The organism is Frigoribacterium sp. CFBP 13712, from assembly GCF_014842255.1.
Lineage (GTDB): Bacteria > Actinomycetota > Actinomycetes > Actinomycetales > Microbacteriaceae > Frigoribacterium.
On record NZ_JACYVH010000007.1, the window covers coordinates 137,805 to 160,800 of the forward strand.

Sequence of the window (22,996 nt, forward strand, 5' to 3'; positions counted from 1 at the left end):
AGCGGCGGTGCGCCCCCCAGGTCACGCCGCCGTTGCCGACCAATACCCGCATATCGAATGGGATTTTCGCAATGATGCGTTCCGCCTTCGTCGAGGCCACATGTGCTCTCGAGTCGTCTTCAGCTCTCCTGGCATCGGTGGGGCTGTGACGGCCCTGGGAACTGGTCGTGGCCGAAATCAGCATGCGCGCGGCACTAACCGGAAGCGCAATCGTGCGATCGTCACGGGCGCGGTAGTCGTTGCCTTGCTTGTGGCTGTGGGCCTTAGCACCACCGTGGTCGGGGCGGACTCAGATCTGGGCGCCGGTCCTGAAGCGTTCTCGGCCGAGGCGTGGGGTGCCGAGAACTTCCCCACGATCCAGCAGGGCATCGCCGAGCGAGCCGTCCCCGCCGACGAGCTAGCTGCCGCCGTGCTGGCTGACCCTGCCGCCGCGGGCGAGGAGTACGGCGTCGACGCGGGCGCCGGTCCCGAGATCTCGACCACCTTCACGGGCACGGTCGGCGCCGGCCAGGCGGGCATTTACCCAGTCACCATTGAGGGTGTGTCGAGCGACATCTTGATCCGCGTGCAGACCGGCCCCGCCATCAATGGCACCGACCTGCGCGACGCGACCGGCACCGTTGAGTTCGGGCAGTTCACGAACCAGATCGACTACCAGGACGCCGCGTCCGCGCTCAACGAGCAACTCAAGTCCACCGTGCTCGGCAGCATCGACACGACAACGCTCGAGGGAAAAACGGTCGAGGTCACGGGGGCATTCCAGCTCATCAACCCGGCTGGCTGGCTCGTGACCCCGTCCGACCTGGTCGTCCAGTGAGCACCGTCGAGGGTACCGAACCGATCAGGGGTGACGTCGTGCTGCGGGCGGTCGACGTCGTCAAGACCTACGGCGCCACGCGAGCGCTCAAAGGCGTCGGGTTCTCCATCCACCGCGGGCAGGTGACCACGCTGTTCGGCGAGAATGGGGCGGGCAAGTCGACGCTGATGAAGATCCTGTCGGGAGTCGAGCAGCCCACCTCGGGCGAGATCGTGCTGCACGGCGAGCCGGTCGTTTTCGCCAACACGGTCGACGCCCGTGAGCACGGCATTTCAATCATTCATCAGGAGCTGAGCCTCGCCCCGAACCTGTCGGTACGCGACAACATTTTCCTCGGGCGCGAGATCCACGGGCCGACCGGTGTCGACTACGCCGAGGAGGCGCGCCAGGCGAAAGCCGTCCTCGACGAGCTCGGCGAAGACATCGATCCTCTGACCACTGTGGCGGACCTCCGGCTCGGACAGCAGCAACTGGTCGAAATCGCTCGCGCCCTATCGGTCGACGCGCGCATCCTGATCATGGACGAACCGACCAGCGCGCTCAGCGCCGCCGAGGTCGAGGTCCTTTTCACGGTCATCCACGATTTGACATCGCGCGGCGTCTCCATCGTCTACATCTCTCACCACCTCGAGGAGGCGCTCGAGATCACCGACCACGCCGTCGTGCTCCGCGACGGGTCGGTCACTGCGACGGCGATCGCCGCCGACATCGATCTCGCCTGGGTCGTCCGGGCGATGGTCGGTGAGGGTTTCGACCTCGGATCGCCGCCCTCTGGGTACGAGTTCGGCGAAGTCGCTCTCTCGATCCAGGGTGTGACGGTGCCCGATGGCGACATCGCCGACCGCAACGTGGTCGACCACCTCGACCTGGACGTCCGGGCTGGCGAGATCGTCTGCCTTTATGGGCTGATGGGAGCCGGACGTACCGAGCTGCTCGAGGCGGTCGCCGGCCGCAAATCCGTAAGCGAGGGGCGCATCCTGAAAAACGGGCGCGACCTAGCCGGGTTGTCGATCGCCGAGCGAATCGACGAAGGTCTAGGACTCGTGCCGGAAGATCGACAGCGCGACGGTCTCGTCCAGACCATGACGGTCGGTCGCAACATGTCGCTGGCCAGCATCGGATCGTTCGTCAGAGGTCTTTTCCTCTCGGGCCGCCGCGAGGTCGACCTTGTCACCGACTCGATCCGCACCGTTCACGTCAAGACCTCGGGCGGCGGCGCCATGATCGGCTCGCTCTCGGGCGGCAACCAGCAGAAAGTCGTCATCGGCAAGATGCTCGCCACCGAGCCCGATGTGATCCTGCTCGACGAGCCCAGCCGCGGAATCGACATCGGCGCCAAGGCGGAAGTGTTTCGTCTGCTTGCCGAGCGCGCCCGCAATGGTCTCACCGTCGTCTACACGACCTCAGAGGTCGGCGAGTGCCTCAGCATCGCCCACCGCATCGTCGTCATGAGTCGCGGCCGCATCGCCGCCGAGTTCGGAGCCGACACCACCAAAGAAGCCATCATGGCCGCCTCGGGGGAGGCCGTGATCTCGTGACCACCACCGAACGGAAGTCCATCATGACCACCACCGCGCCCGGACAGCGACGCCCCACCCTCTTCGCCGACGGGTTCGACATCGGTCGATTGTTGCTGCAAGGGCGAGCATTCTTCGCCCTCATCGCCATCATCATCGTCTTCTCGGTGCTGTCGCCGAACTACTTCACGGTCAGCAACCTGCTGACGATGTCCTCCCACGTCGCGGTGTACGCGATCCTCGCGATCGGCATGCTGCTCGTCATCCTGAACGGCGGTATCGATCTCTCTGTCGGATCAACACTCGGCTTCTCGGGCGTGATCGCCGGCTTCTTGATGAACGGTGTCGCAATCGGCAGCACCACCCTCTACCCGGCCCTCTGGGTAGTGGTCGTGCTCTCATGCGCAATGGGCGCCTTCATCGGGCTCATCAACGGCATACTCGTCGCCCGGTTCAAGGTCGCCCCATTCGTTGCGACCCTTGGCATGCTCTACGTCGTCCGCGGCGTTGGCCTGCTGATGACCAACGGCCTCACCTACAACGACCTGGCCGGCGACCCGGCACTCGGGAACACAGGCTTCGATTGGCTGGGCTTCAACCGCCTTCTCGGCCTGCCGATCGGCGTCGTCGTGATGATCGTCGTCGCGATCGCCGTCAGCCTGCTGTTGAACCGAACGGTCTTCGGCCGTTGGCTGTACGCCTCGGGCGGCAACGAACGTGCCTCCGAGCTGTCGGGTGTGCCGGTCAAGCGGGTAAAAGTGCGCGTCTACGTGCTCTCCGGACTGTTCGCCGCCATTGCCGGACTGATCCTGTCGTCCGAGCTGACAAGCGCCAGCCCCACAGCCGGCAACTCGTACGAGCTCACAGCGATCGCCGCCGTTGTCATCGGTGGCGCAGCGCTCTCAGGCGGTATCGGCAACGTCCGGGGCACCCTGCTCGGCGCGTTCGTCATCGGATTTCTCTCCGACGGCCTCGTCATCATCGGTGTCTCGTCCTACTGGCAGACCGTCTTCACCGGCGCCGTCATCGTTCTCGCCGTCTTGCTGAACGCCGTCCAGTACAAAGGCAAGCCCCGGCGCTCCCGTGGCAGTGGTCGCCCCGGCATCGCCACCCCCTCGACCTCTTCTCCCACCACGAACGCTGCGGCTCCCGCCAGTGCCGTTCCAGAGAAGACCCGCGGTTGACTCCCGTCGACCGTGACACAGCGAAAGGAAACACAATGAACCGCAAGCTGGCAACGGTGCTCGCCGCGGGCGCGGGCCTCACGCTCGTCCTCTCAGGCTGCGCCTCCGGAGACACCTCCGACGCCGGATCGGGTGCTTCGGGCGCCTCGTCCGAAGGCGGACTCATCTCGATCATCGTCAACGACCCTTCGAACCCGTACTGGCAGACCGAAGGCAACGTAGCCGAGGCCGAAGCAAAAGCCCTAGGGTACGAAGCCAATGTCGCTGCGTCGAAAGGTGACACCAACACTGAAAGCAACCTGATCGATACCGCCATCACCAACAAGTCGGTAGCAATCATCCTCGACCCAGCCAACGCCTCCGGCTCGGTCGGTGCCGTCAAAAAGGCCGACGCAGCTGGCATCCCAGTGATCCTGGTCAACGCCGAAATCAACGAGACCGGGCTCGCCAAGGCGCAACTCGTCTCCAACAACGCCCAAGGTGCCGCCCTCGGTGCGCAGCAGTGGGTGAAGGACGTTGGAGACAGCGGTTCCTACGCCGAGCTTTTCGGCGCACCGTCGGACAACAACGCTCAGACCCGCTCGAACGGTTACGCGACCGTCATCTCGCAGTACCCGGGGCTGACCGAGGTCGCCGAGCAGGTCGCCAACTGGGACCGTACTCAGGGCCACGACAAGATGCAGTCCATCCTGCAGGCGAACCCGGCTGTCACCGGTGTGATCTCGGGTAACGACGAGATGGCCCTCGGCGCCATCGCAGCCCTGAAAGAAGCCGGCAAACTCGAACAGGTAAAGGTCGGCGGCTTCGACGGCTCGCCCGACGCAATCGACGCTGTGAAGGCGGGCGAGCTTCAGTACACCGTCCTCCAGCCCGTGGCGACCTTCGCCAAGGAGGCGGTCCAGCAGGCCGACTCCTACATCCGCACCGGCGAGACCGGTGCCTCAGAAGAGAAGCAAGCATTCGACTGCGTCCTCATCACGAAGGAGAACGCAGACCAGGTCACCGAGCCCTTCACTCTCTCCGAGTAGCTAGCTCTCTGCCCGTCGAGATGCCACCTGTGCAAGCCTCTGTAGATTAGGGGCGCGCTAGGTGGCATCTCGCCGGCAGCACAGCATCAGCGCGACGCCAGGAAGAGAGCACCATGTCGCACGTCAACTCACCCCCTGGCACCCCCGGGCGTGCTGCCGCCAGGTTTCCCCTTGATGTCATCTACCAAGCAGCACGGATGTACTATCTCGAGGACGCGACCCAGGTCGAGATCGCGCAACGACTCGACGTGTCTCGCCCAACCGTCAGCCGCTTGATCGCGGAAGCTCGTCGACTGGGCTTAGTTCATATCAGCGTCACCGATCCCTTCATTGACGAGAACGCAGGTCTCGCCGAGGCTCTCCGAGACGCTCTAGGGCTAAAGGCCGTCTACCTGGCACCTGTGACGCACGCTTCAACGCTCGGCAGCGACCTTGCCATCCCCGTCGCTGCTGCAATTGCGGACATGCAACTCGGAGTCGGGGACACGCTTCTCATGTCACTTGGCCGAACTGTGCATGACCTTGTCTTCTCGGGATCACTCCCGCCTCTCAGCGGAGTGACGATCGTGCCTGCCGTTGGAGGTCAAGCCGAGCCGCAGCCATGGTTCCAGACCAACGAAATAACCCGGATGGCGGCTGAGGTGTCAGGAGCTCGGTCAAGGTTCCTTTTCACTCAATCCTTCCCCAGCGCGGGAATGCGCGCAGGTCTGGAAGCTGATCCAACGTTCCTACAGGTGACGGATTCTTGGAAGACCGCCAAGGGTGCGCTTTTGGGCATCGGAGCTCCCACAGCCACGCGTGAAAACCTGTCGACGGGACTCCCAGAAGACAAGCACCTGTTCGACGAAGCAGCGGGAGATGTCTGCCTCAACTTTTTCCGGGCCGATGGCTCCGCGGTCGAATTCCCGGGAAGTGAACGCATGGTCCGCGTCTCACGCGACAACCTTGCTAATCTCCCACACGCCATAGGCGTCGCCGTCGGTGTGGACAAAGTCCTGAGCATCGTAGGCGCCATTCGAGCCTCACTGATCAATCACCTAGTTACGGACCCCGCGACAGCCAAGGCCTTGTTGGTCGGCACCAAAGGTGGTCTTCAGCACTAGTCGTTTCGGCATCGGAGCAGCTACCTCTATTGCCTGACGTGGGAGCGGTCGAGACTGTCGCCCAATACGAAACGGGCGCGTTCGCATGCTCGGGCGCGGGTCGTGTCAAGCGGCTCTCTCTGTGAATATCGCGCATTGCTTCGAAAGCCACTGACTCCGGGCGGAGCTGCCCGCGCGGAGGTTCACGCAAGGGTCGCCGAGGAAATTCTGGCGCGAAGGGCTTCGACCAGAGCGGTCACGGACTCGTCTGATGAGACTCGAGTGATGGCCAGGACGGTGCGTTCGAGCGGCGGTTGCAGTCCCAGGGCAACCGTTCCGGGTGAGAGGGCGCTCCTCGGGACGGGGGCGATGCCAAAACCGGCTGAGGCCAGAGCTGCGGCTTGCTGTACGGAGCGGGTCTGCAGGTTGTAGGCGACAAGTACTCCGGCACCGGCGAGACGTTCGGCTAGCCAGGAGCTGTAGCCGTTCGACGGGTCCACCCCAATCAGGCCCGCCCCGTCGCCGAGCAGCGCGATCGGTATCCGGCCCGGCGAGTCCTCTCCAACGGTCCGGCCGACGACGACGATCTCTTCGATCCCCAGGCGCTCGACGTGTAATCCGTCCAGCGTCGCCGGCCCCGGGACGACGACGAGGTCGAGAAGGCCGGCGCGCAGGTCGTCGATTGAAGCGGAGGCGCTGGTCGTCTCGACGAGCTGCAGCGGCGTGCGTCCGTCGGCGTTCCAGCGGGTGACCACAGGAACGAGGAAGGGCAGGGTGAAGCTCTCGGCGACGGCGAGCCGGATTGGTTGCTCCGCGTCCGCCGTCCGCGCGGCCGACACCGCGCGCTCGGCGGCGTCGACGGCCAGGCGGGCGTGATCGACAAGCGCGCGGCCGTATCGGGTGAGGGTCGCGCCGGTTGGGTTCCGGTCCACCAGGGGCACCCCGACCTCGCGCTCGAGGGACGCAACCTGATGGGAAACCGCAGGCTGCGAGAGATGCAGCGCACGAGCAGTTGCGCCGATCGACCCGACCCGGGCCAGCACCACCATCACCTCAAGGGCTCGCAAGCTAGGCATAGACAAACTCTATGCCTAACCTTCGAGAATCAATGGTCGTTTATGGATTCAGCATGTCCGTCCCTTGGTTGTCTCGAGTGAGGGAGCCGTACCGGCTCCGCGACAGGGAGACCACCGTGAACAAAAAGAAGAACCGCGTGCTCATCGTCGGCGGGGGATCGGGCATCGCCCGCGCTCTCGTGCGCGAGCTGCTCGCGAGGGGGGATGAGGTGATCGTCGGTGGACGTCGCCCCGAGACACTTGGCGACGACGCCGGAGAAGCCGGCGACCGGCTCCGGTCCGTCCGGATCGACCTCGCCGACGAGGCAAGCATCGCGGCGGCCGCCAATCTTGGACCGCTCGACTTCGTCGTGTCATTCGCCGCGGCACACGCGAACGGCCCGATCCACGAGCTGAAGCGCGACGCTATCGTGACGGCGTTCGACGCGAAGGTGATCGGGCCGATCCTGCTCGCTAAGCACCTCGCCCCCTCGATCCGGCCAGGTGGCGGCTTCCTCCTCTTTTCCGGCGTCGCAGCCTGGAAGCCGTCGGCCGGGCTCGCGGTGATGGCGACGACCAACGGAGCGGTCTCCTTCCTCGTCGAGGCGCTGGCGGTCGAGCTCGCCCCGGTCCGCGCCGTCGCGATCTCGCCCGGGATTATCGACTCCGGCGCCTGGGACACGCTGGGCGAGCAGGAGAAGTCGAAAATGTTCTCCGAGACGGCGGCGGACAATCCTGCTCGCCGAATCGGCTCGGTCAACGACATCGTCTCCGCCGTGCGCTTCGCGATGGACAACACGTTCGTCACAGGGACGACACTGCACGTCGACGGCGGCGGGCGGCTCGCATGAACCGCCACGCACCCCTACTTGTCCTCGGTCTCGCCGCGCTCCTCGCCTCCGCCGGGTGCGCGAGCCCGGCCGCGACCGAGGACCCGGCCGCAGCGATAAGCCACGACGACGGCCTCGTGCAACCCGGAACCGTGCATCTGGGGGACTCAAGCGTCGAGACGAGCCGGCCCGTCGTCCTCCGCGCACAGCAGCTCTACGCTTTCTGGAACACAGGAGACCCGTCCTGGCTCGAGCTCGCTGTCGACGACTCCTTCCTTGACCGCACCCTTCCCGAGGGGCGACCCCAGGGACCCGAAGGGCCGATCGCCGCCTCGGAGCAATTCCGCGCAGCGGTGCCTGACCTGGCGTGCTCGCTCGACGACCTGTACGTCACGGGGGACACCTTCACCGCGCGCCTCACCTTCACGGGCCACTTCACCGGCGTCTCCGGGGGGGTCCAGGGCCAGGGCCAGCCGATCAAGTTTGGCGCAATCGACATCCAGCACATCGGCGCAAGCGGGCGGATCGTCGAGGACTGGCACCTCGAGGACAACCTCACCTTCCAGCAGCAGGCAGGCCTTCTGCCGAAACCGACCACCTAACCTCAGCCTCGGAAAGGCGATCATCATGAAAGATCCCCAGCAATTCTGGCCCTCCGGGGCTCGACTCGCAGTCACGGTGTCGGCCCAGTTCGAGGCTGGCGGCCAGCCAATCTCCGGCGCCCCCGGCCCCATCACCGAGCCCGTCATCGACGGCTTCCCCGACCTCGGACAGAACTCCTTCTACGACTACGGCGCGCGCGAGGGAATGCCGCGCATTCTCGATCTCCTCGACCGCCACGACATCCGCATGACGTCGTTCATGATCGGCGACACCGTCAGGCGGCACCCTGAACTAGCCGCCGAGATCGTCAGACGCGGACACGAAGCCGGAGCGCACGGACGCAGCTGGCAGCATCAATACCAGCTCAACAGGGACGCCGAGACCGAGTGGATCCTCGACGGAGTCAAAGCGATTCAAGAGGTCACCGGCACCACACCGACCGGCTACAACAACTACTGGATCCGACCAGGCGTGAACACGCTCGAGATCCTGCAGGAGAACGGCTTCGACTACCACATCGACGATCTCTCCACCGATGAGCCGTTCCTCCAGCTCATCAACGGGGACCCTTTCGCCACCGTCCCCTATTCCGTGCACCTCAACGACATCGCCAGCTTCGACTTCCCCGGCTTCTCGCCGTCCGACTACGAGCAGCAGCTCGTCGACGAATTCGACCAGCTCTACGAGGAAGGCGCCACGCGTCGCCGGATGATGACGATCGGGCTCCACGACCGCATCTCAGGCCACCCTTCCCGAGTTAGAGCACTCGACCGGGTGCTCAGCCGACTGCGGGAGCGGGAGGACGTCTGGTGGGCTCGACGCGACGAGATCGCTCGCTGGACACTCGATCACCCGGAGGCGGCGCTCTGGGTCGACCGCGACCCCGCACCAGTCAGCGGGCTCCCGGGGAGGAGCGCATGAGCGCGCCGGTCGCATCCGCCGCCGAGCGCTTCATCACCTCGTTCATCGCCCGCGACTGGCAGGTCATGCGTGCACAGCTCTCCGAGGACTGCGTCTGGAGCATGCCGGGTACCGGACGTCTCAGCGGCGACGCCGAAGGCTCCGACGCAGTGATCACCCGAGCGCGTTTCATCACCGCGGATGGGCTGCACACCGAACTGCTCCACGCCCTCACAGGAGCGTCCGGCTCTGCCGTCATCCTCCGGAACACGGCAACGGTGGGCGATCGCACACTCGATGAACACCTCGCAACCGTCGTCACTTCGCTCCACGACCGCATCGTTCGGATCGACACCTACCTCTCCGACGTCACCGGTAAGGACCGGTTCTTCGGATGACCCAATGCCGAGCAGACTCGTCCGCCCCCCACCAGAAAGACACCGCCATGGACTCCGCCCAGAAGATCCTGCACGACGCGGCCCGCAATCGCGGCACCGCCTTCACTACCGAGGAACGTCACGCCCTCGGCCTCGTTGGTCGCCTTCCAGCATCCATTGAGACTCTCGACCAACAGGCTGCCCGGAGCTATGCCCAGCTCCGCCGTCAGCCCACCGACCTTGCGAAGTACCTCTGGCTCGATGCGCTGCACGACCGCAACGAGATCCTCTACTACCGCCTCCTCACCGACCACCTCGCCGAACTGCTGCCGATCGTGTACGACCCCACCATCGGCGACGCGATCCAGCAGTGGTCGCACGACTACGAGCGCTCCCGCGCCGTCTACCTCTCCATCGACTTGCCCGACGAAATCGAGGCGGCCTTCCACAGCCTCGGCTTCGGATCGGACGACGTGGACCTCATCGTTGCGTCCGACGCGGAGGAAATCCTCGGCATCGGCGACTGGGGCGTCAACGGGACCGACATCGCCATCGGCAAGCTCGCCGTCTATACCGCCGCCGCCGGCATCAACCCCCGACGCGTGATCGCCGTGAATCTCGACGTCGGGACCGACAACCAGAAACTCCTCAACGACGACGCCTACCTCGGCAACCGGCACGAGCGCATCCGCGGGAACCGCTACAACGACTTCATCGACGCCTACCTGACGACCGCGGCGCGCCTGTTCCCCCGGGCGCTTCTCCACTTCGAGGACTTCGGCCCCTCCAACGCCCGACGCATCCTCACGGAGAACGCCGACCGCTTCCGTGTCTTCAACGACGACATGCAGGGCACCGGCGCGATCGTCATGGCCGCGGTCATCTCCGGTCTCAAAGTCACCGGCGAGACGTTCGCTGATCAGCGCCTCGTCGTGTTCGGGGCAGGAACTGCTGGCACGGGCATGGCGGACCAGATTGCCTCCGCAATGCAACGCGCCGGGCTCAGCGCCGAAGAAGCGGCCGCGCGAGTGTGGCTCGTGGACCGTCACGGTCTCGTGACGGACGCAATGGAGGATCTGCCCGACTACCAGCAGGCTTACGCGCGACAGGCGGGAGAAGTTGCCGAGTGGGGGGACGCTCCGATCGATCTGCTCACCGTCGTCCGCCGTGTCCGTCCAACGATTCTCATCGGCACCTCCACCGCGCACGGTGCCTTCACGCAAGACGTCGTGGAAGCCCTCGCTACCGGAGTGGATCGCCCGATCCTCCTCCCGCTCTCCAACCCCACGAGCCGTATTGAGGTGATGCCCTCGGATGCCGTGCCGTGGTCAAAAGGACAAGCCCTGATCGCGACCGGCATCCCCGTCGACCCGGTCGAGTACGAGGGGGTCAGCTATCGGATAGGTCAGGGCAACAACGCTCTGCTCTATCCCGGCCTTGGTCTTGGCACGATCGTCTCAGGCGCGAAGCACGTCACCGACGCAATGCTGCTCGCGGCCGCCGAGGCCGTCGCCGGCCAGGTCGATGTCTCCGAGCGGGGCGCTTCGCTCCTGCCCGAGGTCGCCGACCTCCGCGAATCCTCAGCGCTGGTCGCCGTCGCGGTCGCGAACGCCGCGACCAAAGATGGCGTTGCGACAATCGAGCACGACGACCTCGACAGCGCCGTCCGCCACGCTATGTGGCAGCCCACGTACCCGGACGGAGGCGCGCACTCGTGAACGACCGCGTTCCGACTCTGCACGACGTGCCCCTCGGGCTCACTGCCGAGGGCACTCGGCAGGAGTTCGACAGCATGGGCACTGTGGAGGTCCCGGCGAACCGCTACTGGGGAGCCCAGACCCAACGCTCCCTCGAGCACTTCTCGATCGGCGATGACCGGATGCCCAAGGAGGTCTACCACGCCTACGGTGTCGTCAAAAAGGCTGTCGCTTTGGTGAACGGCGACGCTGGACGCCTGCCCCGCTGGAAGGTCGACGCGATCGTGCACGCTGCCGAGGAGACCATTAGCGGCCGCCTCGACGAGCACTACCCCCTCTACGTCTGGCAGACAGGCTCCGGCACTCAGAGCAACATGAACGTCAACGAGGTGCTCGCGAACCGGGCAATCCAGCTGCTCGGCGGACAACTCGGCTCGCAGCGGCCGATCGGCCCCAACGACGACGTCAACATGGGCCAGTCCAGCAACGACACTTTCCCCACTGCGATGCACATTGCAGCACTGGAGCTCATCGACAGTCGACTCCTCCCGCAACTGCGACACCTCCGCGACACCATCGAGCACAAGGCCAAGGGGTGGAGTGACGTGGTCAAGATTGGCCGCACCCACCTCGAGGACGCTGTGCCGCTCACCGTCGAGCAGGAGTGGTCGGGGTGGGCCGCGCAGCTCGATCAATGCGAGACCGAGATCGATCACGCCCGCGCAGGTCTGCTGCAACTCTCGATTGGCGGCACTGCCGTGGGCACAGGGCTCAACGCTCCAAAGGGCTTCAGCATCGATGTCGCGCGCCGGATCGCAGAGCTCACAGGCAAAGACTTCGTGACGGCGCCGAACAAGTTCGCCGCTCAGGGATCGCTTGACGCAATCGTCCGCGCCCACGCAGCGCTCCGAGGCCTCGCTGTGGCGTTGATGAAGATCGCAAACGACATGCGGTGGCTGGCGTCGGGCCCGCGCACCGGCTTCGCCGAGCTTCACCTCCCCGCCAACGAGCCCGGCTCCTCGATCATGCCGGGGAAGGTGAACCCCACACAATGCGAAGCAATCGTCATGATCGCGATCCACGTCCTCGGATCCGACACCGCCGTGGCCTTTGCGGGGTCTCAGGGCAACTTCCAGCTGAACGCCATGCGCCCAGTGATTATCGACGCGTTCCTCCACTCAGCACGCGTGCTCGCCGACGGTATGGAAAAGTTCCGCCAGTTCTCGGTCGACGGCACCGACCTTGATCGCGAGACAATCCACGGATACGTCGACCGGAGCCTCATGCTCGTGACGGCTCTCAGCCCAACGATTGGCTACCAGAACGCAGCTCACATCGCCGAGGAAGCACTTAGAAGGGGCCTAACGCTCCGAGAGGCGGCGATCAACTCCGGCTACGTGGACGGTGCGACCTTCGATTCCATCGTGCTACCGACTTCAATGGTCGGCTCGGGATATGGCGGCGCTTAGGGCGCGTCGAGCCCCACTTGAGCTGGCGGCTGTGCATGGAATCGGAAGATGCGGTCACGGTCTTCCACCGTCGCCGTGAGGGAGGCGTGACGCGCGTGCCTGATTGCGTCGTCTCTCGGCCCGGCGGAGGGCCAGGGCAGGAATGCTGCTGTCAGTGTGACGACGCTCCGCGCCACGGAATCCAGCAGGATCGCGTCTTCGTTTGGCAAGAACTAATGAAGTCAAATCATCCGCACGTGAGTCGGAGCGCAAGTCCTGACCCCAATGACGTACCGCTTCGCACAAAGGGCTAATGCGTCATTCGAACGAATCAACTGCTTTGCGAGAAGCGCGCCGGCCAAAGTGGGCGATCAAGTGGTGCTGGGCACGACGCGAGACGCTACTCGGAGCACGCTGCATTGCTGTTAGACCGATCGCAGGTCTCGCCAAAGGAAAAATGAAATGGCGTCCGCGACAGCTTGAGGGGCTTCACGCTGGACAAAGTGGCCGACGTTATTCAGTACCTTGATCTCAATTCCTGCCGGGAACGACGTCTCTGACGCGTGAGCGGCAGGGACTGTCTCGCATCCGTCATTGGCTCCGACGAGGAAGATTGTGGGAACGTTGATGTCGGGCCATTGATCAAGCTGGGCCTGCAAGTCCGCATAAACGGCTGACCCGATTGCTTCGGTGGCGCCGTGTCGGTAATAGTGAATGACGGTCTCAACGAACTGTCTGTTGTCGAGGAGCGGCAGAAGCATTTCCCGTTCGTGAGGGGTTATGACGCCAGGAGCCGACCAGTGACCCCACGCCCAACTGATGAGCGCGCGAGGGTCGGCGGCGAACGACGATGCTCCGACATCCGTGCATAACCAATAGCGGTACCAAGCGACCGCAGCATCATCGAGCGCTTCGCTCTGAGTCAGAGTCGATCGAGGTCCGTAGGCAGTGGCGAGGGTGACCAGACCACGAATTCGTCCTGGAGCGATAGCTGCCGCTGCATGTGCAGCCCGCGCACCCCAGTCATGCCCCACGAGCACTGCCTCCTCAATCGACAGTACGTCGAGAAGTTCTAGAAGGTCGCTCGCAAGAGCAGCGATCTGGCCGGATTGTGCTCCGTCTGAAGCAATCGAATTGCCCACTCCTCGAAGCGACGGCCGGATGACGCGAATATCGTCGGGAAGCAACGCCATGACACGCTCCCACGTCGCCGGCCCGTCAGGGACCCGTGTACGAGCATGAGAACAGGACCGTTAGCCGGTCCCTCGTCGATGTACTCCAGTTGAGCATTCGGGGTTTGCGCAAGGTCGGCATGCGGCTCGAACCTTCGCATTGCTTGCCCGCTGGTCGCCTTGAGAACGGAAGCAGAGGGGCGCGGATCGGTCACATTGACTTTCATACTCGTCCGATAAAAAAATAAATCACAATCTGGAGCGACTCCTAAGCGGCTGGCTCCGCCGAATGTGCCATCTAGTTGTCGGCAGTATGAGGCCACCGCCGACGAGGATTCATTACGGTGTCTATGAGAACCGTCGGGGGAGGGGTTCTGCCTGTACTGACACAATAAACATTACTGCTCAAATAGGTTTATGAATGAACATGCTTCTCATCGCCATAAACGATCGCTTCTGACTGTCCGATAGGGGATCGCTCACCGAGATCAGTTTCGGACTGACCTGTTGAGACAGCCGGCGCCCCGTAGCTGCGGGGGAGTGGCTAGCCCCCGCCGTTGGTCGGTGACCGATCGCTCTCCGGATCGCGTCGCTTAGCCATCGACGTCACTTGCGACTGCGCTCAGCTCGGGCGTTTCGAATGAAGCGAATGGTGAGTGATCCCACCGTGAAGATGCCGGCGTAGGCCACGAGAGCCACCCACATGGGCGCTTGGACGCGGTCGATGAGGAACCGGAAGAACCCACCGCCGACGAAGATCAAGACAAGATTGAAGAGAACGGATCTCGCCGGCAGCCACGGCGTCGCGCGCTCAGTCAGTGCAGTTGCATCGACAGGGCGAGCTTGCGGTGGTCCTTCTTCATTGCTCATGGGACGAGCATGCCCCATGCCGTGATGCGGCCTCAAACAGCGTCCCGATAGACGATCGGCATCTGGTGATCTTGACGACCGCGTCCTAGTCTCTGTCCATGGACACGACCGTCGAGATGCGCTTGCGGCAGCTGGCTCTGGTGGCCCAGACCGCTTTCATCCTGGGTCTCGCCGGGATACTGACGCTCTTCGGTATCTGGGCCTCGAATTTCCAGCTCATCGGCGGTAGCGATCCGTGGACGTTCATGCAGGTCATCGCTTATGACGTCGTTCTCGCAGTGTCCGTCCTCGCGCTTCTGACAGCCACCCTGCTCGCTTCTGCGTCGAACTGGCCCGGTCTACGGGTTCTCTCGGTCGTGGCCCTTGCCATAGTCGTCGGCGAGGTCGTTGTGCTCCTCCTCCTTGAGGGGCAACTGACGAGCATTATCGGCGGTGGCCAAGGGCTTATGTCCGACTACGTGCCTTGCGTCACCGGTGGAGACGATCCCCGCTGCACATAGGCAAGCTCAGGGCTTGACGGACGTGGGTGACTCCCGCAGGGTGCCCGATAGCCGATCGGCTATCGGACGCCCCCGGATCCACTCCGGCCGTATCCGGTGAGTGGTGCGGCGTGTGTGTGACGACAAGGCGGTGTTACCGCTGGCCGCCATCGGCGCCTTCCTAAGTGGGGTTCTCTACTGGCTGATATGGCCTATGGCGTTCGTCCAAGAACGTGATCCGCGGCGATTTCAAGGAGTTCCGTCGTGTACTGCCGCGTCACCAGGACGAGGGTGCGCAGGCGCTTGTCGAGCGAGCCCCAAGGGCGGCCGGGCTGTCCCGAGGGGCCGACGCTCTCTGTCACGTTCGTCACGTCGACATCGAACTCGACCCTCAGATCGAAATTGTCGGGAGCAAGGATGAAACCCTCGGCTAGGTGCAGGCTCACGATCGGGTCACCATCACCAATGATGCCTGGCCGCCCCTGATCGAGGACTTCGATGTAGCGAAGGTCGGCCTTCATGCGCAGCTGAGAGAGGTACAGCCCTAGACCGTGCATCGATCGGTGCCGGTCCACCCGCGCGAGCTCGTGCAGGATCGCCAGACTGTTCCACCCCGGTAGCTGGGCCTGGTAAGGCTGCACCTTCTCGAGCGCTTCCGTAATCACCGGCGGCAGGTTGCGGTACCTACCGGCCTGGCTTTTCCACTCTGCCGGCGTTTCGCGGATTGGCCATTCCAGCCTCCCCGCGCTGGGTGGTGGGTTCTCTCCCGAGACAAGCACCGCGATCGCGTAGAGGCAGTTGTCAAGTGCTGCGCGCAGCTCGTAGAGCAGCTCCCCGAAGGTCACCGACAACTCGACGGGGAGCGGGCTCGTTCGGTGCAGCCGCACCGTCAACGTCCCATCGCTTTCAGGGGTGTGCTGGAGCTTGTGAGGCCGGGTGCTTAGGTACTCGTCCCACGTTTCTTGGAACATCCGCACGTGCTCGTCAGCCCGATTGAGCCGCGCGTGCACAAGCCGGATCTCGGAGGCGATCGGGTTGAAGACGGCAGGAAACGATTTAGCCATGACGCAATGATTCCGGATCGCCGTCTAGACGGTAGCGCGTCCCATAAGGGGATCGGTCAGCGGGTCTCTTTGCTCTAGGTATGGCTCGTCCGGTGTGGCGTATCCGTGTCGATGGTTCAGCGTGGCTTGCGTCGGGGAGGCGTCGCGCTGCCGTGCACGCGCGCCGATCCCCACAAGTTGAAAACGGTGTCGATGGTCGTGCCGACGACAGCTGCAGTGTTGAAGAACAGGACGGCGTACCAGTTCTTCCGTGACGGGCGCGGTGCTGACATGGTGTTCCTCTCGACGCTGAGTGACACAGGTTAGGCGGCGCGTATGTGCATGCACACAACGTGTTCGATCGGTCGTTCCGATAGCCGATCCGCAGTCGGACAGGTTGAGCCAGGTCATCGTCGTGACCTGCTGTCATCCGTCGGTTCACCAGCCACGTCGGTACCCGAGACCGCGCCTGCGGGCTGCGGTGCCGAGCCTGCGGCTTGACCTCGCCCCAGGGGCGACGTCCATGCTCGACTCACGACGATCCGTCGCAGATGAGGGAGGGACCGATGAACGAGGAGATCACCACCGGCGAGTTTGAGGTGCTCACCGGGCTGACGCCGAAGGCATTGCGCTTGTACGGGGAGCGGGGGATCCTGTCGCCGACACGGGTGGATCCCGCCACCGCGTACCGCGCCTACGATCGCGCCCAGGTGCGGCACGGCATATCCCTCGACCTGCTCCGGCGAGCTCGGGTGCCGGTGGCGGAGCTTGCAGGAGCCGAGGACTTCGACTTCGAAGCCCGGCGACAGACGGTCGCGATGGAGCGTCTCATGGAGGATTTCCACCTCGATGTGGCGGAGAGGATCGCCGCGTTCGATCCCGATGACCTTGTCGCCCACCACGACCTGGTTCCGCCGCTCGACTGGATCGGCGTCGTGATCGACCTGGGCGTTCCCGGCGACCTCGAAGGCCGACTCGAGATGTTCAGCGGGCTCGCGGTCGACGTGCCGGCCATCGACCGCGCCTTCGCCGAAGCGCTGGCCGACGTGGGCGCGCCTCCTTCGGACATGGTCTGGACCGCGGTGCCGGACGCCACCCGGGGCGGCAGTGGGCGGATGCTCATCGCCCGGCCTGCACCGATGCCGCTGGACCCGCGTACCCACGACGCGATACGAGATCGCGTCCTGTCGCGTACGGGCCGGGAGGTGATCCCGACCGTAGGCACCTTGCCGCGGCGCCTCGAGATCACGTTCTCTGCCGCACAACCGGGCAGCGTCGGCCCTGTCGACGAAGCGGCTCTCGGGTACCTGCACCTGCTCGCCTTCGAGCACCACCGTCAGCAGCACGGCCTCACCGCGATCCAGGCCACCTCGCGTCAGGTCGTCCGCGGCGGTTCCCTGCTCGACGGCACTGCGCCCGTCAGCGTCTTCGACGCCTTCCCGCCGGTTCGGATGCGGCCACCCGTCACTGACGCGTGAGGTGCCCGGTGCCCAGGGTGCCCCGCAGGCCATCGGGACCCCGACGGTGAGCCGCGCGGTCAGGTGGACTGGTCGAGCCACGTCAGCACGGCGAGTACGCGCCGGTGGGTGGTACCGGTGTCCTCGAGGCCCAGCTTGGCGAAGATCGAGGTGGTGTGCTTCTCGACCGTGGCGACGGAGAGGAACAGGGACGCGGCGATCGCGCGGTTGGCGCGGCCCTCGGCCATGAGGGTGAGGATGTCCACCTCCCGTGCCGTGAGGGACGTGAGCGGGTCGTGTCGGCGGGCGATGAGGTCGCGGACGATGGCCTCGTCGATCACGGTGCCGCCCGTGGTGATGCGCTCCACGGCGTCGCGGAGCTCGTCGAGCGAGGCGATGCGGTCCTTGACCAGGTAGCCGACGCCGTGCGCGCCGGTGCCGAGGAGGTCGGCGGCGTACTCGGGTTCCGCGTACTGGCTGAGCAGGAGCACCCCGACGCGCGGGTGCGTCCGCTTGATGACGATGCCGGCGCGCACGCCCTCGTCACGGAACGTCGGAGGCATGCGGATGTCGAGAACCGCCAGGTCGGGGCGCGTCGCGTCGAGCGCGCGGATGAGGGAGTCGGCGTCGGAGTAGGTGTCCACCACGTCGTACCCGGCCTCGGCGAACAGCCGGGCGAGGCCTTCGCGGAGGAGGAGGGAGTCGTCGGCCAGGACCACGCGGGTGGTCGGCGGGTGTGGTTCTTCGGTGGCGTGCACGGGGTCAGCGTAGGGCGGGGTCGGGGTCACGAGTGCTCCCGGCCCGTCACTGCCCGCAGCGGCAGGGCGACGGTGACGACGGTCGGCCCGCCCACGGGACTGGTGACCGTCATGGTCCCGCGCAGGCCGTCGATCCGCTCCCGGATGCCGGCGAGCCCGTGTCCGGCGACGGTCTCGGCGCCGCCGTGGCCGTCGTCGACGACCTTGACCGTGAGGTGGGCGGTGCGACTGGAGCGCACCGTCCGCACCTGGACCGATGCGGTGGCGGCTCCGGAGTGCTTGGCGATGTTGGCGAGCAGCTCGGACACGACGTAGTAGACGCTCCTCTCCACCTCGGCGACGGCGGGGTGCTCGGCGTCGATGCGAAGATCGGTCGTCACGGGCACGGCGCTGCGGGCGGCGAGGGTGCGGAGTGCCGACTCGAGGCCGCGGTCCTGCAGTAGAGGCGGGGCGAGTCCTTGGGACAGGTCGCGGAGCTCTTGCAGGGTGGCCTTGCTGAGCGTGAGGGAGCTCTCGAGCAGGTGCCGGAGCCGGGTGTCCTCGGGGTTGAGCGCTCGGAGGGTGCTGGCGAGGTCGAACTGGATGCGGAGGAGGCTCTGCTGGGGTCCGTCGTGGAGGTCGCGTTCAAGCCGGCGGAGGAGCCCGTCCTCGGCGACGATGGCGGAGACGCGTGATGCCTCGGCGGCGGTGGCGTCGCGGCGGAGGATGTCGGTGCGGCTCTCGCCGAGCATCAGGCGGGCGGTACCGGCGTGGGCGAGCACGAGGATGTGGATCACGATCGGGAGGGTGAGGAGGAAGAGGGCGCCGACCGTGGCGTAGAAGGCGCTCTCCCCGGCGAACAGACCGTGCCGCGTCAAGGCTGGCGCGTATCCCGGAATCAGGCTGAGGACGACGGTGTGAAGCCAGAGCTCGCCGTCGCCGTGGGGCAGGAGCTGTCCCCAGGCCCAGTAGGTGGGACCGCCGATGGCGACACCGATCCAGACGACGCCGATCGTCCAGGTGAGGGCGCCGAGGAGGAGCTGGACGAGGGCGGCGTGCAGCCAGGAGCTCCAGGTGCGCCCATCGGCGATGACGCCGAGCCATCGTCGCCATGCGCGTCCGTGGACGCGCCGCGCGGCCCAGTCGGGAGCGGCGACGGTCGGCACCCCGGCGGCGGCGAGACGGCGCAGCTCCCATCCGCCGAGGCGGCGGGCCAGGAGGAGCGTCGCGGCCAGGAGCGGCACGCCGATCCACAGGATCGCGAGCCCGACCCCGGTAGCGAGGCCGGCCCATATGAGCAGGGAGCCAACGATGACCAGCGGGAGGAGGGGGAGGAGGTAGCCGGTTTCGCGGGGGAGCGCGCGCCACCGCTGGAGGTAGGCGACTGCGGGCGATCGATCGGGAGCGGGCACCCCTGCATCCTCCGGCAACGAGGCGGCGGACGCGCTCACGCGCCGGTCGCCGGCGCGGTGGCGGTCGACCAGGTAGCTCGGCGTGAGCTGAGGCTGTCCATGGGGTGATCCGTCCTGATGTCTGTCGTGGGGAGGGCGTCTGCCCTCGATCACGACGCTAGGCAGGCAGGAATCGCACGGCGACGGTGCTGGCCCTCCTCACCGGTAGGGACACCCCTACCCCGCCGTCCTGCTGCCTCGGTGCCGCGATCCCACAGCCTCGGCGAGCCTGGGAACAGACGTCGGAGAGTCCCTCCCGACGCACGATCCGGGCCTGGAGCCCGCACGAGGAGACCACCATGTCCACCCAAACGTCCAGCCCTACCGCGAAGCGATCCCGATCCTCGCTCGCGGTCCCCGCAGCGACCATCGCCGTCCTGCTCGGCATCGGCACCGCCATTTCCGGATGCTCCGCCAGCCATATACCGGCGGCACCCGTCGCCGCGACCGCGCCGACCGAGCAGCAGCTGGGTGAGCTCGCTCAGTCCGCCGCCGATACCGGCGGCACAGGCGTCATCGTCCGTATCGACCGGGGAACGGGTGCCCCTGTCGCCTTGGCCCGACAGATCCAGTGGACGGAGGCCGACCATATCCTCGCGCCGACCGACCGCTTCCGGGTCGGGTCCAACACGAAGACCGTCACCGCGACCCTCGTGCTCCAGCAGGTCGCGGAGGGCACGATCACGCTCGAGGACACGGTGGAGTCCTGGCTGCCCGGTGTCGTCCCGGGCGGCGGTGACATCACGATCGCGCAGCTCCTGGATCACACCAGCGGACTCGCGGACTTCATCCTCACGCCCGAGTTCCTGCCTTCCCTCGCCGGGCAGGAGATCCGCTCGTGGAGCCCTGAGGAGCTCATCGCGATCACCCCGTCACAGGACCCCGCCCCGAGTGGTGACCCCGTCTCCTCCTACAGCAATGCCAACTACGAGGCCCTAGGCCTCGTGCTCGAGGAGGCCACCGGCATGCCGTTGGACGACCTCATCGCGACCCGCATCACAGAGCCCCTCGGCATGACGGATACTCGCCTCGCGCACTCCGCCGACTGGGAGGCGGGGGAGGATCACGCACGCGGGTACGAGCCCGCGGCGGCCCAGCTCGCCGCGATCCTGGCCCCTGTCATCGAGCTCCCCGAGGGCTTCGGCTTCGCGGGCGACGCCCGTCCCGATGACCACGTCGACACCACCGGCATCGACCCCAGCTACACCTGGGCCGCTGGAGCCATGGTCTCCACCGCCGAGGACTGGCAGACGTTCCTCACCGCATTGAACAGCGGGCAGCTGCTCCCCGCCGCGCAGATGGAGCGCATGCGCACCGTCGTCCCCGACGGCGTCGGGGGTAAGTACGGCCTCGGCCTGATCCAGATGGATTCCGCCTGCGGCACCGTATGGGGACACACGGGCGGCCTCCCCGGCTACTCCAGCGAGATCTACACCGACGCCGATGGCGAGCGGAGCGTCGCGGTCCTGACGTCTTCCAACTTCGGCATCAAGACCGAGGAAGCTGCGGCCGCGAACCGGGACCTCGTGATCGCGGCGATCTGCGCCATGTTCGACGAGCCGGCACCGGAAGAACCGGCTCAGTGACGCACCTCGCGGGGTCCGCCTTCGTGCGTCTGTCCGGATGGCGATCGGCTATCGGACGCGAGCGTCGCCCCGCTGCACCTGCTGGTGCTGGGGGTGTTCTGTTCGGTCAGCCGCGGTCGCGGGCCATTCCTGCTTCGGTGTTGCGGGTGCCGATGGCCACGCCGTGAGGAAAGGCCGCTGCGATGCGTTCGAGATCGCGAGTCGTAAGGACGACGTCGACAGCGGCGGCGTTCTCCTCGACCCGGGACGGCTTCGTGGTCCCGGGGATCGGGACGGTGCCGGCCTGAACCAGCCACGCGAGTGCGAGCTGCGCCGTCGTGACGCCTTTTTCGTCAGCGATGACCTTGAGGGCGTCGACGACGCGGAGGTTCGCATCGATCGCCGCGTCGGAAAACCGGGGCAGGTTCCGCCGGGCGTCGCCTGCGGGGAGGTCGTCCTGGCGGGTGACGGTGCCGGAGAGGAACCCGCGGCCGAGCGGCGAGAAGGGCACGAACCCGATCCCGAGCTCTGAAGCGGTGTCGAGGACGCCGTTGTGCTCGGCGTCGCGCTCGAAGAGGCTGTACTCGGACTGGATCGCCGTGATAGGGAACGTCGCGTGCGCCCGGCGCAGGGTCTCGGCTGACGTCTCGGAGACGCCGATGTAGCGGGCCTTGCCGGCGGTCACGGCTTCAGCCATCGCGCCGACGGTGTCCTCGATCGGGACGTTCGGGTCTGCCCGGTGGAGGTACCAGAGGTCGACATGGTCGGTGCCGAGGTGCCTGAGGGACCGGTCGATGGCCCGTCGTGCGTGCTCTGGGGAGCCGTCGAGACCGATCGGCTGGCCGTCGTCGGCGAAGTCGGTGGCGAACTTCGACGCGACGACGACGCTCTCTCGAACGGAGCCGAGCACCTGGCCAAGGAGCCTCTCGTTTTCGAACGGCCCGTACGCCTCCGCGGTGTCGAAGAGGGTGATCCCGAGGTCGAGCGCGCGACGGATAGTCGCGACGGAGCCGGCTTCGGTCGCACCACCGTAGAAGGCGCTCATGCCCATGCATCCGAGCCCGAGTGCGGACGTGACGAGGCCTTGGGAGCCGAGAGGGACCTTCTGCATGCGCGTTCTCCGTTCGTCGCCGGGATGACCCGGACGATGACGACCCTTCACCCTGGTGTGCACACCATGTCAAGTGGGAGACTCAACCCATGTTGCTTCCCGAGGTCCACGTCGACGAGCCGGTCACGATCAGCGCCGCGGCGGAACTGCTCGGCATCACGGTCGACACGATCCGCTACTACGAGAAGGAAGGGATCGCGCCGGCTCCTGAGCGTGGGCAGGATGGGTGGCGACGGTATGACACGGCGACGCTCAGCTGGCTCGCCGGGACAGTGATGCTCCGCGGGACCGGAATGAACGTGCAGGAGATGCGCGAGTACGCGGCCGCGTACAGAGAAGGCGCTGACGATGCCGCACGGCTCGCGCTCCTCGAGCAGCACCATGCGACCGTCCTCGCTCGGCAGGCGGAGGTGCAGCGGCATCTCGCCGCGCTGGAACGAAAGATCGACGCGTACCGCGAGACCATCGCCGCGACCGGCGCCCGTTCGGTGGAATGACCTTCTGCCCGGTCGACCATCGGCTAGCGGACCGCCTCGTCGCCTGGAGAGCCCAAGGTCGTAGCGGTGTTCGCGG

22 protein-coding genes and 1 pseudogene are annotated in these 22,996 nt (G+C 65.9%); 15 read left to right on the plus strand and 8 right to left on the minus strand.

The window, feature by feature from the left end; genetic code table 11:
* Window positions 1-145 precede the first annotated feature (145 nt).
* The 5 genes from IFT51_RS12505 to IFT51_RS12525 all read left to right on the plus strand — a co-directional run bounded on the left by IFT51_RS12505 (window position 146) and on the right by IFT51_RS12525 (window position 5,649).
* Complete coding sequence (locus IFT51_RS12505) at window positions 146-817, plus strand: DUF2291 family protein (RefSeq protein WP_197982029.1); 672 nt, start codon at window positions 146-148, stop codon at window positions 815-817.
* On the plus strand, window positions 814-2,355 hold the full coding sequence (locus tag IFT51_RS12510; protein ID WP_192061406.1) for an ATP-binding cassette domain-containing protein: 1,542 nt from the start codon (window positions 814-816) through the stop codon (window positions 2,353-2,355). Before IFT51_RS12505 ends, IFT51_RS12510 begins: the two co-directional genes overlap by 4 nt.
* Window positions 2,352-3,518, plus strand: a complete 1,167-nt coding sequence (locus IFT51_RS12515) for an ABC transporter permease (RefSeq protein WP_371740790.1) — start codon at window positions 2,352-2,354, stop codon at window positions 3,516-3,518. Before IFT51_RS12510 ends, IFT51_RS12515 begins: the two co-directional genes overlap by 4 nt.
* A 35-nt stretch (window positions 3,519-3,553) precedes the next feature.
* Window positions 3,554-4,546, plus strand: coding sequence for a D-ribose ABC transporter substrate-binding protein (locus tag IFT51_RS12520; RefSeq protein ID WP_192061407.1), 993 nt, complete (start codon window positions 3,554-3,556; stop codon window positions 4,544-4,546).
* 113 nt (window positions 4,547-4,659) lie between these two features.
* Window positions 4,660-5,649, plus strand: a complete 990-nt coding sequence (locus IFT51_RS12525; protein WP_192061408.1) for a sugar-binding transcriptional regulator — start codon at window positions 4,660-4,662, stop codon at window positions 5,647-5,649.
* A 182-nt stretch (window positions 5,650-5,831) separates the two neighbouring features.
* On the opposite strand, the gene IFT51_RS12530 is transcribed toward IFT51_RS12525, so the two are convergent.
* Entirely contained in the window at window positions 5,832-6,704 is an 873-nt protein-coding gene (locus IFT51_RS12530) for a LysR family transcriptional regulator (protein ID WP_192061409.1), read from the minus strand.
* 137 nt (window positions 6,705-6,841) lie between these two features.
* Between IFT51_RS12530 and IFT51_RS12535 the strand changes: the two genes are divergently transcribed.
* From IFT51_RS12535 to fumC, 6 genes are all read left to right on the plus strand, one after another.
* Window positions 6,842-7,534 carry an SDR family oxidoreductase gene (locus tag IFT51_RS12535; protein ID WP_197982030.1) on the plus strand — a complete coding sequence of 231 codons (693 nt, stop codon included), beginning with the start codon at window positions 6,842-6,844 and terminating at the stop codon, window positions 7,532-7,534.
* Window positions 7,531-8,115, plus strand: a complete 585-nt coding sequence (locus IFT51_RS12540; RefSeq protein WP_192061410.1) for an ester cyclase — start codon at window positions 7,531-7,533, stop codon at window positions 8,113-8,115. Before IFT51_RS12535 ends, IFT51_RS12540 begins: the two co-directional genes overlap by 4 nt.
* A 76-nt stretch (window positions 8,116-8,191) precedes the next feature.
* Entirely contained in the window at window positions 8,192-9,037 is an 846-nt protein-coding gene (locus IFT51_RS12545; RefSeq protein ID WP_197982031.1) for a polysaccharide deacetylase family protein, read from the plus strand.
* Window positions 9,034-9,414 carry a nuclear transport factor 2 family protein gene (locus IFT51_RS12550; protein WP_192061412.1) on the plus strand — a complete coding sequence of 127 codons (381 nt, stop codon included), beginning with the start codon at window positions 9,034-9,036 and terminating at the stop codon, window positions 9,412-9,414. Before IFT51_RS12545 ends, IFT51_RS12550 begins: the two co-directional genes overlap by 4 nt.
* Before the next feature lie 47 nt (window positions 9,415-9,461).
* On the plus strand, window positions 9,462-11,111 hold the full coding sequence (locus IFT51_RS12555) for an NAD-dependent malic enzyme (RefSeq protein ID WP_192061413.1): 1,650 nt from the start codon (window positions 9,462-9,464) through the stop codon (window positions 11,109-11,111).
* Complete coding sequence (gene fumC / locus IFT51_RS12560; protein WP_371740791.1) at window positions 11,108-12,559, plus strand: class II fumarate hydratase; 1,452 nt, start codon at window positions 11,108-11,110, stop codon at window positions 12,557-12,559. The genes IFT51_RS12555 and fumC overlap by 4 nt, the downstream gene beginning before the upstream one ends.
* A 404-nt stretch (window positions 12,560-12,963) precedes the next feature.
* On the opposite strand, the pseudogene IFT51_RS12565 reads toward fumC, so the two are convergent.
* A pseudogene (locus IFT51_RS12565) lies at window positions 12,964-13,743 on the minus strand (alpha/beta fold hydrolase); the annotation flags it as partial.
* A gap of 573 nt (window positions 13,744-14,316) precedes the next feature.
* The gene (locus tag IFT51_RS12570; RefSeq protein WP_192061415.1) at window positions 14,317-14,580 is read right to left on the minus strand and encodes a hypothetical protein; all 264 of its coding nucleotides are present in this window, start codon (window positions 14,578-14,580) and stop codon (window positions 14,317-14,319) included.
* Window positions 14,581-14,678: 98 nt separating this feature from the next.
* Between IFT51_RS12570 and IFT51_RS12575 the strand changes: the two genes are divergently transcribed.
* A complete protein-coding gene (locus tag IFT51_RS12575) occupies window positions 14,679-15,080 on the plus strand; it encodes a hypothetical protein (RefSeq protein WP_146856381.1) in 402 nt (133 codons plus the stop codon).
* Between the two features lie 191 nt (window positions 15,081-15,271).
* Here IFT51_RS12575 and IFT51_RS12580 read toward each other — a convergent pair whose 3' ends face one another.
* Window positions 15,272-16,123 (minus strand): hypothetical protein, encoded by an 852-nt coding sequence (locus IFT51_RS12580; protein ID WP_192061416.1) that lies wholly within the window; start codon window positions 16,121-16,123, stop codon window positions 15,272-15,274.
* A 116-nt stretch (window positions 16,124-16,239) separates the two neighbouring features.
* The gene (locus tag IFT51_RS12585; RefSeq protein ID WP_192061417.1) at window positions 16,240-16,395 is read right to left on the minus strand and encodes a hypothetical protein; all 156 of its coding nucleotides are present in this window, start codon (window positions 16,393-16,395) and stop codon (window positions 16,240-16,242) included.
* A gap of 273 nt (window positions 16,396-16,668) precedes the next feature.
* Here IFT51_RS12585 and IFT51_RS12590 point away from each other — a divergent pair, with 273 nt between their 5' ends.
* Window positions 16,669-17,580: a MerR family transcriptional regulator gene (locus IFT51_RS12590; protein WP_192061418.1), complete on the plus strand. Its 912-nt coding sequence runs from the start codon at window positions 16,669-16,671 to the stop codon at window positions 17,578-17,580.
* A gap of 59 nt (window positions 17,581-17,639) precedes the next feature.
* On the opposite strand, the gene IFT51_RS12595 is transcribed toward IFT51_RS12590, so the two are convergent.
* Both IFT51_RS12595 and IFT51_RS12600 read right to left on the minus strand, forming a co-directional pair.
* Window positions 17,640-18,317, minus strand: a complete 678-nt coding sequence (locus tag IFT51_RS12595) for a response regulator (RefSeq protein ID WP_192061419.1) — start codon at window positions 18,315-18,317, stop codon at window positions 17,640-17,642.
* A gap of 26 nt (window positions 18,318-18,343) precedes the next feature.
* Window positions 18,344-19,708 (minus strand): sensor domain-containing protein, encoded by a 1,365-nt coding sequence (locus IFT51_RS12600; RefSeq protein WP_192061420.1) that lies wholly within the window; start codon window positions 19,706-19,708, stop codon window positions 18,344-18,346.
* A gap of 185 nt (window positions 19,709-19,893) precedes the next feature.
* Between IFT51_RS12600 and IFT51_RS12605 the strand changes: the two genes are divergently transcribed.
* A complete protein-coding gene (locus tag IFT51_RS12605) occupies window positions 19,894-21,333 on the plus strand; it encodes a serine hydrolase domain-containing protein (protein ID WP_197982032.1) in 1,440 nt (479 codons plus the stop codon).
* A 106-nt stretch (window positions 21,334-21,439) separates the two neighbouring features.
* Here IFT51_RS12605 and IFT51_RS12610 read toward each other — a convergent pair whose 3' ends face one another.
* On the minus strand, window positions 21,440-22,423 hold the full coding sequence (locus IFT51_RS12610) for an aldo/keto reductase (RefSeq protein WP_192061421.1): 984 nt from the start codon (window positions 22,421-22,423) through the stop codon (window positions 21,440-21,442).
* A gap of 89 nt (window positions 22,424-22,512) precedes the next feature.
* Here IFT51_RS12610 and IFT51_RS12615 point away from each other — a divergent pair, with 89 nt between their 5' ends.
* On the plus strand, window positions 22,513-22,920 hold the full coding sequence (locus tag IFT51_RS12615; RefSeq protein ID WP_192061422.1) for a MerR family transcriptional regulator: 408 nt from the start codon (window positions 22,513-22,515) through the stop codon (window positions 22,918-22,920).
* The last annotated feature ends 76 nt before the right edge of the window (window positions 22,921-22,996 follow it).